We start from the raw sequence: 10655 nt of genomic DNA on the forward strand, positions 1-10655 counted from the left end.
GTCGCCCTTATCTCCCCACACTCTCGCGCGGGGTCCACGCGGCCCGTGGAGTTGTGCACCCCGTTACCCGTCAACGGGGGAGCACTCCGAGGAAGCCCCAGGTCAGGCCAGGTCGAGGTCAGCCGCGGAGTAGACCTGGACATACGGGAGACCGGCCTCGGCGATCGCCGGGGCGGCGCCACGCTCCACGATCACGGCGACGGCCACGACCTCACCGCCGGCCTCGCGCACCGCTTCGACCGCGGTCAGCGGGGAGCCGCCGGTCGTCGAGGTGTCTTCGACGACGAGGCAGCGACGTCCCTTGACGTCCGTGCCCTCGATGCGGCGCTGCATCCCGTGGGCCTTCTGCGCCTTGCGGACGACGAAGGCGTCCAGGCTCGTGCCGCGCGCCGCCGAGGCGTGCAGCATCGAGGTGGCCACCGGGTCGGCGCCCAGCGTCAGGCCGCCGACACAGTCGTAGTCCAGCTCGGCGGTGGCATCGAGCATCGCCTGGCCGACCAGCGGCGCGGCCTTGCCGTCCAGCGTGATCCGGCGCAGGTCGATGTACCAGTCGGCTTCCAGACCCGAGGAGAGGGTCACTTTGCCGTGCACCACGGCCTTGTCCTTGATCTGCTGGAGCAGCTCAGCGCGTACGTCAGTCATGTCAACGAGGGTAAGGGCTGCCACGGAGGGTCAGAGCCGTGCCCAGCTCCAGGTCGTCGTGATCTCCAGGGGCTCGATCGGGGTGACGAGCCGGGGGGCGGTGTTCAGCCCGTTCGGCGGCCCGGACTGCGGCTCCACACAGACCGCCTCCGCCTGCTCGTCGTAGATCACCACCCACTCGTCCCGGCTCTTGACGGTCAGCTCCAGCTGTTCGGGCCAGGTGAGCTTCACGTCGACACCCGCGGGCATCCCGAAGCAGTCGTCCCAGGGGCCGGGCAGGGGGTCGATCCGGCGGCCGGTCGGCAGGTGGTTGTCGCCCCGCTCCTCCTGCCACTGCGCGTCGAAGGCGATCCGCACGTCCTGGCCGCCGAGGTTCCGGAGGAACCAGGGGTGCCACCCGGCCTGCGCCGGGAAGGAGTCGCCGTACGTCTCGATACCGAGACTCAGCGTCAGCGACTCCTCGGTCAGCTCGAAGGACTGCGTCACCCGGCCCTCGTACGGCCACGGGTCGGCCAGGTCGTAGAAGAAGGCCGCTTCCGAATCGCCCTGCCGGGCCTGCTTCCAGGAGGTGTCGCGGCCGGTGCCGTGGATGGCGTGCGGCGGGGAGTTCAGCGGCATCTGATGCTGCTCACCGCCATTGCGGAACAGGCCGTTCTCGGTGCGGCCGCACCACGGCACCATGGGGAAGCAGCCGTACCGCTCGCCCTGGCGCAGCAGCTCGGTTCCCCCGATCCGCAGGCTGCTGATCCGGCAGCCATGAACGGGGTCAACGGTCAATTCGACGTCGCCGGCGGTCAGCCGGGCGTTCTTCACAACTCTGCTCACCCCCCGACACTACTGGCGCGGGGCTGCTCCCTACGGCCTCCTGCGCCGCAGGGCCCTGCCCACCACCACGGCCGAGGCGATGGCCAGGGCGGCTGCCGGGGCGGCCCAGCGCAGCGTGATGCCCGCGGCACCCGCCTCCGGCGACGGCACGGGGGCGTACCGGCCGCGCGGCGGGGCGTGATCGACCTCCTCCGTGCTGCGGCCGATCATGGTGCGGCGGGCATGCGCGGCCTCGGCGGGCGGCTCGTCCGGCACGGTGAACTCCAGCTCCGCGGACGGGTCGAGCGACGGCGGCGGCACGGGCGCGTCGAACACGGACTCCTTGTCCTCGGACGGCGGCTCGGCAGACGGCGGCTCGGCAGACGGCGGCTCGGCAGACGCATCGGGGGACGGCGCCTCGTCCGACCCCGCCGCAGCCTCGGACGCCGCCGGCTCCGCGGCATCGGACTCCGGCGCCCCGGGCTCCGGAGCGCCTTCCCGTGCCGCCAGGGACTCCGTCACCAGCTGCTGCGTGAAGCGGTCCAGCAGCCGCTGCGCCGCAGCGAGCGCCGCGTCCGCGTCCAGGTCCACGATGCGGCCGTCACCACTCGCCGTACCGGTGAACCGGATCGTCGTTCCGCCGTCCGTCTCCGTGAGGCCGACGGTCAGCGCCAGCTTCGCCGAGCCCGCACCCCGGGCTTCCACTCCCTCCCCGGTCACGGAGAAGGAGTCACCATTACCGGAGGGCCGCAGCGTCAGCGCCCCGCGGTACGTGATCGTGTGACCGTCGGCCCGGAATTTCAGCCGGCCCGCCAGCGGGGCCGCCGACGCGTCGGCATCCTGCTGGAGTCCCGGCACACAGCGCGCGACGCGGGCGGGATCACCCAGCGTCCGCCGCAGGGACGAGACCGGAACCGGAACGAACACCTCATGCTCCATACCGCCCGAGCCTACTCAGCCCCGGCCGTCCCGTCAGCGCTTCCGCACCCCGCACATCGTGAGGACCGCACCGCCCCACCGCGCTCACGGTTCCTCCCAGTACCGCGGGTGGACCAGAGTCGACGGCAGCGCCCCGGGCTGCCGAACCCGCTCCACGGCGCGCCAGCCGGCCAGAAGCTCCCGCTCCCCCAGCGTCCGCAGGGCGGGTGCCCCCGGGTCCATGCCGAGCCGGCCCACCGCCTTTCGGGCGCCCAGGACGAATCCCCAGTCCCGCGGTGCATCCCCCCCGTCCGTGGCCCGGTCCGGTCCGGCCGCGAACCCGGTGAGGCGCCCGTCGACACGGTACGGCCGGGTCGCCAGGCCGCCCGCCCGCACCGACGCCTCCACCGTCCAGAACGTCGTCGGTCTGCTGCTCGGGGGCCCCGCGTGCACCACCAGCCGGCCGTCCGGCTCCAGCACCCCGGCGACCAGCCCGTAGAACTCGGCCGCGTAGAGCTTCGTGCTCGCCGTGATCCCCGGGTCGGGGAGGTCCGAGATCACCACGTCGTAGCGGTCGTGGGCCGCCCGCAGCCAGGTGAACGCGTCCCCGGCGACCGTCGTCAGCCGGGGATCCTCGTACGCGTGCCCGTTGAGCCCGGAGAGCGCCGGGTCCGTGCGGGCCAACCGGGTGACCGCCGGATCGAGCTCGACCACCACGACCGATGTGACATCCGGATAGCGCAGCACCTCCCGGGCGGCCAGTCCGTCGCCCCCGCCCAGGATCAGCACGCGCCGGTGGGCCCCCTTCATCGCCGGGTGGACGAGCGCCTCGTGGAAGCGGTGCTCGTCCCGGGAGCTGACCCGGAGACGGCCGTCCAGATAGAGGTCGAGCGAGCCGCGTCCCGGACCGGTGAGGACGATCTCCTGCACATCCGTCTGCACGGCGACCCGCACCTCGTCCCCGTACACCGCACGCCGCGCCGCCCGCTCGAAGTCGTCGACCAGGACGGATGCCGTGGCCAGCAGGGCGATCACCGCCCCGTTGACGACGACGAGCAGCCAGCGCGTGCGCGGGTTCAGGTCGCGCCGGAACACCCACAGCACCAGCGCCAGGCCCGCCGCCGCGTTGACCGCGCCGGTGACCAGCGTCCCGGTCAGCTGACCCGTCATCGGCAGCAACAGGAATGGGAACGCGAGCCCGCCCACCAGCGCGCCCACGTAGTCGGCGGCGAACAGGTCAGCGACCGCCCCACCCGCGTCCTGCCGGTCGAACCGCTGGATGAGCGTCATCAGCAGCGGGATCTCCGCGCCGATCAGGACCCCGATCGCGAGCGAGAAGCCGACCAGCGCGTAGCGCGACTCCCCGAGCCAGGCGAAGGACGCGTACAGGACGAGCGCCGAAGAGCCGCCGACGAGCGCGAGCGCGGCTTCGAGCAGCCCGAACCCGACGGCGGCGCGGGTGCGTAAACGTTTCGCGAGCAGCGACCCGATGCCCATCGCGAACACCATCACGGAGAGCACGACCGAGGCCTGCGTGACCGAATCACCGATCAGGTACGAGGCCAGCGCGACCAGTTCCAGCTCGTACACCAGGCCGCACGCGGCACAGATGAAGACCACGGCCAGCACGAGGAACCGGCCGGTCCTCGGCCGCACGGGAAGCGGTGGCGCGCCCCCTCGCAGCGGCATCTGCTGGTCGATCATGAAACGAACGCTACGTGACGAAAAGGTCGCCGCTTGTCACCCACACGGGTGTAAGTGACGCGCGCCGGACGCGCGCCCGGCCTGCCGCACACCGCTCCGCACGGGCCCGCGCACTCCCCTCACGACATCGCTGCGGGAACTCGCGCCCCCACCCGCGTCCGGGTCACCACCAGCTGCCCCTCCTGCGGATACGCGTGCCAGGTGCGCCAGCGCACCTGGCCCTCCGTCCGCTGCGCGAGCATCGCGGTGAAGGCGTACGGGCTGCCGGGAAAAGTCCCGGCCAGTCCGTGCGGATGATCGGCCACGAGCGCGAGCAGCTCCTGCGCCCGGCCCGCGAACGATCCCTCCGAGAGCGTCTCGACGCGTGCGGCGAATTCGTAGTCCCAGTCGCCCAGGCTCTCGGCGACGCCCAGCGGCAGCGGTGTACTGCTGCCCGGAAGACAGGCGACAGTCTCGGAGCACGTACGGCGGTCCTCCTCCAGCAGCACCTGGTGAGAGGCGCCGAGCAGCCGCAACTGCACTTTTGCGCCAGCTAGTTCGAGGTCGAGAACAGCGAGGGCGGGCAACGGCTCCCGCCCGAGCGTCCATGCCAGATCGGCAGCTCGGGTATCGGAATAGGCGGTCTGGAGGGTCGTGAGCATGGATCGGCTCCGCAAAACGCACAGGGACACACGGACAGGAGGCACCCCCGAGCGGCACACACGGGGGAGGGGGAGCCCGATCCGGCCCAACTGGGGCCCGGGGGCTGAATGTTCTCTACATCGATGCAATCACGAAGTACGTCGCGCTCACAGCGTTTTTACCCAACTTGCCGTGGTTTCCATCCCTCAGGGGGCAGGACGGTTCACCTGTTCCCCGCACGCCCAACCAAAAGGTGTCCGGCGGGAGTTCGCCCCCGCCGGACACCTCAGGCGTTTCCGTGCCGCCCCCCGCACACGACGGGCGGGCCCGTCTCAGTTACCGCCGCCGCCACCGCAGCCTCCGCCGCCGCCACCACCGCCACAGCTGCTGCCGCCCCCGCAGGAGTGCCCGCCGGAGTGCCCGCCGGAGTCACCACCGCTGTCGCCGGCCCACCAGCTGCCCCCGCCGGAGCCGCTTCCCCCTCCGCTGTCCGAGCTACGGCGTCCCGAGCGCCCCGCGCGCCCCGCCATCGGCTTCTTCCGGCCACCCGATCCCGAGGCGAGGGCCGCGATCCCCACCACCACGAGCACCAGGAACACGATGAATACGAACAACTCCATCGACCTCACATCCTTCTGTCCCCCGAAGCGAGGTCCGCTTCTCGACTGACCGTTGGATTCCCGCGCCCCGCCGGAGCCAAAGCAGACTTGAGCAACTCCAGAGCTTCGGCACAGGATGGCGCCCATGACACAGGGACGACCGCTTCTCAACCGCCGCCTCACCGAGTTCGGCACGACGATCTTCGCGGAGATGTCGGCGCTGGCCGTGCAGACCGGATCGATCAATCTCGGCCAGGGGTTCCCCGACACCGACGGCCCCGAGGAGATCCGCGAGGCCGCGGTCCGCGCCCTGCGCGCCGGCCACGGCAACCAGTACCCACCGGGCCCCGGCATCCCCGAGCTCCGCTCCGCGATCGTGGAGCACCAGCAGCGGCACTACGGACTGGAGTACGACCCCGACTCCGAGGTCCTGGTCACCACGGGCGCCACGGAAGCGGTCGCCGCCTCCCTGCTGGCCCTCCTGGAGCCCGGCGACGAGGTCATCGCCCTGGAGCCGTACTACGACTCGTACGCCGCCTGCATCGCCATGGCCGGCGGTACCCGTGTCCCCGTCACGCTCCGGCCCCACGAGGGCGCCTACCGGCTCGACCTCGACGAGCTGCGCGCCGCCGTCACGCCCCGCACCCGGCTGATCCTGCTCAACACGCCGCACAACCCGACCGGCACCGTCCTGACCCGGGACGAGCTGGCGGCCGTCGCCGCACTCGCGTGCGAACGGGACCTCCTCGTCGTCACCGACGAGGTCTACGAGCACCTCGTCTTCGAGGGCGAGCACATCCCCGTCGCGTCCTTCCCCGGCATGCGGGAGCGCACGGTCACCATCAGCAGTGCCGGCAAGACGTTCTCGCTGACGGGCTGGAAGATCGGCTGGATCACCGCGAGCCCGGAACTGGTCACCGCGGTCCGCTCGGCCAAGCAGTTCCTGACGTACGTCTCCGGCGGCCCCTTCCAGTACGCCGTGGCCGAGGCCCTGCGGCTGCCCGACAGCTATTTCGACGGGCTGCGCGCGGACCTGCGTGCCAAGCGCGACCTGCTGAGCGCGGGCCTCGCCGAGGCCGGCTTCGAGGTGTACAAGCCCGCCGGGACGTACTTCGTCACCACCGACATCCGTCCGCTCGGCGAAGAGAGCGACGGCTTCGCCTTCTGCCGGGCGCTCCCCGCCCGCTGCGGGGTCGTCGCCGTCCCGAACGCGGTCTTCTACGACCACCGCGAGCAGGGCGCGCCCTTCGTGCGCTTCGCGTTCTGCAAGCGCACCGACGTGTTGCGCGAAGCCATCGAAAGGCTGTCCCGACTGCGGGAAGCCAGGTGAACACCGCTCCGTGAGGCGGGACGCCCAGGTCCATCGCGTCCTGGATCGCCTGATTCGCGCCCTGGGCCGTGAACGGGAGCATGGGGTGCGCGGCGCCCCGGGCAGCATCCGGACGGGGCCGTCGATGACCAGCACCCTCCCCCCACCACCGGGCCCGCCGCCCGGCTGCCGCGCGCCACTTGGCAGCGCCCCGACGCGCGTGACTCCGTCGCGCGTCTCAACTGGAGCCACGGGCGCCCTGTTCCTCGGGGGCGCGGGCGGCCGGCACGACGTGCCGGGCGGTCCAGGCCGGTGTCACCGGCATCCGCGGTGCGGAGGCGCACCCCGTCGGACCGGCGGAGTCCGGCCTCACGGCGGTGCGGCCGGCGGAGTCCGGCCTCACGGCGGTGCGGCCGGCGGAGTCCGGCCTCACGGCGGTGCGCTCCCGGGCGTCGAACCCCACGCCTTTCGCGCCTTCCGAGGTGAAATCGAAGGCGTGAATCAACTATTGCCCGAACGAAATCTCCGGGGAAGAGCGGAAGGCCCGGAGCTTACATACGTCACCGCTGCCGTGATACCACTCCAAAAATCACGGAATGGGAAATTCCACTTCACTCCGACGTGGCGGATGCCATCGATTCGCGATAGCAGCGGCCCGAACTGGACGGCCTGACCGAAAACAGCCAAAGCGATGGGGTGATCGTTGTATTCTCCGCCAATGATCCCCACTACGCCATCGACGCCCTCCACACCTTCGGCCACGGATTCCGAGTGCGTCGCGCTCACCCGGAACCTGCGCCGCCGGGGCACTCTGGTCCTGTCGGTGTTCGCCGTGATCTGGGCCTTCGCCGGCGCGTCCGGACTGGCGTCCTCGGGTGCGGCCCTGGCCATCGAGATCATCGCCCTGCTGCTCACCGCGGTCGCGATCGTGCTCGCCTACCGCAAGGGCTCGGCGCCATCGCCCCGCATGGTGGATCTGCCGGCCAACTGGGCGCGCGCGGTCGGCATCGTGAACGTCGTCGAGGTGGCCGCCGTCTTCGCGGTGATCGCGGCGTCCAACGCCTCGGGCCACACCGAGTTCATCCCGGCCGCCATCGCGCTGGTGGTGGGCCTGCACTTCTTTCCGCTCGCGCGTTACTACGACCAGTGGCAGTACAAGGGCACGGCCGTACTGCTGAGCGTGGTCGCGGTCGTCGGGTTCGGCCTCATCGCAGCCGGCCTGTCGGCCGAGAGCGTGCGGGCCGTGGTGGGCCTGGGTTCCGCTGTGGCGCTGTGGGCGTCCGCCTACCACGTGGCCGTCAAGGGCTGAGCCGCCGCCGTCCCGGGCCGGGCCCCGTCCGTGGGTCCCGTGCGCCGTGGACGCCCCTTCCCGCCCGCGCACACAAGGTCTCCAGCCCGTACACGTCGAAGTCGGAACGCCGCGTCGCATTTCTCGATCTCGCCATCGGCAGCGATGGCACATTCGCTTCGACTGGTCCCGGGATATCCCTGAATTCCGTTCCGGAAGAACAGTCCTGCACATGTGAAGCCATTCGGCGGTTCCCGCTCTCCCGTCCGGCTTCGGCATCCATATCGCGGACCGCCGTCCCCGCACCGGACCTTCCGGCGCCGCGCCGACTTTGATGCCGGGACGGATGACGCTTCGCCCGGAAGTGACCATTCGGGGCTGTTCACCATGTGCCATTCACGTAATACGCCCGGACGCGCTGCACCCGGAGATCGACCGCCTCTCCGGCCGGGGCACCCCCTCCTGTCCGGGCCGGCGCCGCCCGGACAGGAAGAAGCCCAGCGCGGTGGCTGCGGTCATGATGACCGCCGCCCCCGGCCGGGCTGCCGCGTCGGCGCCGGATCAGGCCTCCGTGGGCTCTCCGCCCTCGGCCTCGTCCTTCTTCTCGGCGGGCTGCAGGCCCAGGCGCTCCACGAGCCACTTGTCGAACTCGATCGAGGCCCGCACCCAGCTGACCGTCGAGGAGACGAAGTGCTCCAGGCTGACACCGGTACCGATGAGCATCTGCGCCTCACCGACCAGCCGTACGGAGGACGCGGCGCCCTCCTCGCCCTCATGGGCGTGCGTGTAGACCTTGGGCCACAGGGTGCGGCGGTTCCAGTCGTCGATCGCGTCGAGCAGAACGGGGCGCTGGTCCAGGGCGTGGGGGCGGTCGTAGAAGGTCCGGACCGAGAAGACCTGCTGCTCCTCCTCGCCGCGGAACATGAAGTACGTCCGGAAGTCTTCCCACGGCGCGGCGAGGTCGCCCTCGTCGTCGACGACGAACTTCAGCTCCATCTGCTCGAGAAGCTGCTTGACGAGGTCCTGGTCGGGGACTACGGGACCCTCGGGTCCCGACGCCTGCGGTTCGGGCTGGCCCCCGAAGTTGGGGATCGAGGACGGGTCGATAGACATCGCTGGGTACTCCTGTGGATCGCACGTGGTTTCCTGGCTTCGACCCTAGCCGCGATCGCGGCCGGTAGTCCTACGCGCTCAGGGGAATCGTCCCCGCGCTCGTTCCCCTGGCCCGCGACCAGGAAACCGCGACCAGGACCGCGCAGAGCGTGCCTACGAGTCCGGCCCCTCCGATCGTCTGGGACGAGGACCCGGACAGCTCCGCCGCCAGGCCGCCCGCGGCGACACCGATGCCCTGCATGGCGGTCAGCCCCGACCTGGCCAGTCCCAGTGCCTGGCCGCGTTGGTCGGCCGGGGTGAGCAGGACGAAGGTCGCCCCCGCGGTGATCTGGTAGGCGGAGCAGATGCCCGACACCAGCAGCACCAGCAGGGCCACCCCTACGCCGGGGCCGGCCCAGTAGACGACCAGCGGAAGGTTCGCGCCCACCGCCAGCGGCCCGAGCAGCCTGCGGCGCCGTTCCACGTCGAAGCCCGGCCGCCCCAGGAGCGCCGCTCCCAGCACCATTCCGGCGGGATGCGCTGCGAGCAGGAGCCCCACCGACGCGGCGCTCCCGCCGGCCTCCTCCGCGAAGGGAGCGGCCAGCCCCTCCGGCAGCACGATGAACCCGGCCAGCCAGCCGAGCGCCACCAGCGACCGCAGCCTGGGGTCCGACCAGATCAGCGCGGCGGCCTTCCCCACCTGGGTGTGCATCCGCTTCGGCGCCGATTCGGCGTCCCTGTCCACCGGCCGCGCCTTCACACCCAGCCTGATCAGGGCCGCGGAGATCAGGAACGTCAGCGCGTTCAGCCCCAGGGAGACGTGGCTGCCCAGCCACACGACGAGCACCCCGCCGGCGGCGAAGCCGACCAGCTGTCCGGCCTGGTGGGTGATCATCATGACCCGCTGCCCCTGCTCGTACAGGCGCTCTCCCAGGACGGCCGGCATCAGGGAGCCCTGCGACGCCCCGAACGGAGCCTCGGCGAGCTGTGCCAGCACCAGCAGCCCGGCCAGCAGCGGCAAGGGCGTACCGGGCAGGGCCATCAGTCCGACGAGGACGGCGCGTACGAGGTCGCACCCGATCATGACCGTGCGCCTGGGGAAACGGTCGGCGAGGCCGGAGAGCAGCACCCCGGACAGCAGGGCGGGCAGACTCGTCAGGGCGTAGGTCGCCGCGGTCCAGCCGGCCGACTCGGTGCGCTCGAACACCAGCAGGGAAAGCGCCACCCGCGCCAACTGGTCGCCCAGCACCGACTGAGCATAAGCAGCCCACAGGGTACGAAATTCGCTCAGGCGAATGAGACTGTCACTTCTGCAATCCTTCGGCTCCGCACTCGCCTCACCGGGTATCCGCTCCGTCATGCACGCACCTTACCGGTTTCCCAATTCGGCACAGCCGCCCCCACCGCAAAAGAAAAGGGCCCGGAGTGTCCCGATATTGCGGGGAACACGATCACTCGCACAACCGTCACTCCCGCTCCGGTCACGTGTGCAGATATGTATCGGCCCGGTACAAAAAACGACGGTCCGGACCGTATCGCACCTGCCATTCGGCCACGGAAAGGAAATTTTCGGCTCGATTTCGTGGGCGCCCGCCGACGGTGCGTGCTGAATGCACACATCAATGCGTACGGATCCGCACACACATGTGTCCCCGGCCGGGACCAGAGGTCCTCGGCC

General features: G+C 71.0%; 11 protein-coding genes. 2 read left to right on the plus strand and 9 right to left on the minus strand.

Going from position 1 to position 10655, the window contains the following annotated elements; translation table 11 throughout:
- Positions 1-102: 102 nt before the first annotated feature.
- The 6 genes from pyrE to ACFWFI_RS19545 all read right to left on the minus strand — a co-directional run bounded on the left by pyrE (position 103) and on the right by ACFWFI_RS19545 (position 5309).
- Positions 103-642 carry an orotate phosphoribosyltransferase gene (gene pyrE / locus ACFWFI_RS19520; protein WP_387391555.1) on the minus strand — a complete coding sequence of 180 codons (540 nt, stop codon included), beginning with the start codon at positions 640-642 and terminating at the stop codon, positions 103-105.
- A 30-nt stretch (positions 643-672) separates the two neighbouring features.
- Complete coding sequence (locus tag ACFWFI_RS19525; RefSeq protein WP_387391558.1) at positions 673-1467, minus strand: aldose epimerase family protein; 795 nt, start codon at positions 1465-1467, stop codon at positions 673-675.
- A 30-nt stretch (positions 1468-1497) separates the two neighbouring features.
- Complete coding sequence (locus tag ACFWFI_RS19530; protein ID WP_387391561.1) at positions 1498-2385, minus strand: SRPBCC domain-containing protein; 888 nt, start codon at positions 2383-2385, stop codon at positions 1498-1500.
- Positions 2386-2469: 84 nt separating this feature from the next.
- Positions 2470-4068 (minus strand): polyamine aminopropyltransferase, encoded by a 1599-nt coding sequence (locus ACFWFI_RS19535; RefSeq protein ID WP_387391564.1) that lies wholly within the window; start codon positions 4066-4068, stop codon positions 2470-2472.
- Between the two features lie 119 nt (positions 4069-4187).
- The gene (locus ACFWFI_RS19540) at positions 4188-4709 is read right to left on the minus strand and encodes a DUF2617 family protein (RefSeq protein WP_387391567.1); all 522 of its coding nucleotides are present in this window, start codon (positions 4707-4709) and stop codon (positions 4188-4190) included.
- Between the two features lie 312 nt (positions 4710-5021).
- Positions 5022-5309 carry a hypothetical protein gene (locus tag ACFWFI_RS19545; RefSeq protein WP_387391570.1) on the minus strand — a complete coding sequence of 96 codons (288 nt, stop codon included), beginning with the start codon at positions 5307-5309 and terminating at the stop codon, positions 5022-5024.
- A 124-nt stretch (positions 5310-5433) separates the two neighbouring features.
- On the opposite strand from ACFWFI_RS19545, the gene ACFWFI_RS19550 reads away from it, so the two are divergent.
- The gene (locus tag ACFWFI_RS19550) at positions 5434-6618 is read left to right on the plus strand and encodes a pyridoxal phosphate-dependent aminotransferase (protein WP_387391573.1); all 1185 of its coding nucleotides are present in this window, start codon (positions 5434-5436) and stop codon (positions 6616-6618) included.
- 217 nt (positions 6619-6835) lie between these two features.
- On the opposite strand, the gene ACFWFI_RS19555 is transcribed toward ACFWFI_RS19550, so the two are convergent.
- Positions 6836-7060, minus strand: coding sequence for a hypothetical protein (locus tag ACFWFI_RS19555; protein WP_387391576.1), 225 nt, complete (start codon positions 7058-7060; stop codon positions 6836-6838).
- A 255-nt stretch (positions 7061-7315) separates the two neighbouring features.
- On the opposite strand from ACFWFI_RS19555, the gene ACFWFI_RS19560 reads away from it, so the two are divergent.
- Positions 7316-7906 (plus strand): hypothetical protein, encoded by a 591-nt coding sequence (locus tag ACFWFI_RS19560; protein WP_387391579.1) that lies wholly within the window; start codon positions 7316-7318, stop codon positions 7904-7906.
- 540 nt (positions 7907-8446) lie between these two features.
- Here the strand turns inward: ACFWFI_RS19560 and ACFWFI_RS19565 are convergent.
- The gene (locus tag ACFWFI_RS19565; protein ID WP_387391582.1) at positions 8447-8998 is read right to left on the minus strand and encodes a type III secretion system chaperone family protein; all 552 of its coding nucleotides are present in this window, start codon (positions 8996-8998) and stop codon (positions 8447-8449) included.
- A 70-nt stretch (positions 8999-9068) separates the two neighbouring features.
- Positions 9069-10337 (minus strand): MFS transporter, encoded by a 1269-nt coding sequence (locus ACFWFI_RS19570; RefSeq protein ID WP_387391584.1) that lies wholly within the window; start codon positions 10335-10337, stop codon positions 9069-9071.
- Positions 10338-10655 lie beyond the last annotated feature (318 nt).

The organism is Streptomyces sp. NPDC060209, from assembly GCF_042728155.1.
Classification (GTDB): domain Bacteria; phylum Actinomycetota; class Actinomycetes; order Streptomycetales; family Streptomycetaceae; genus Streptomyces.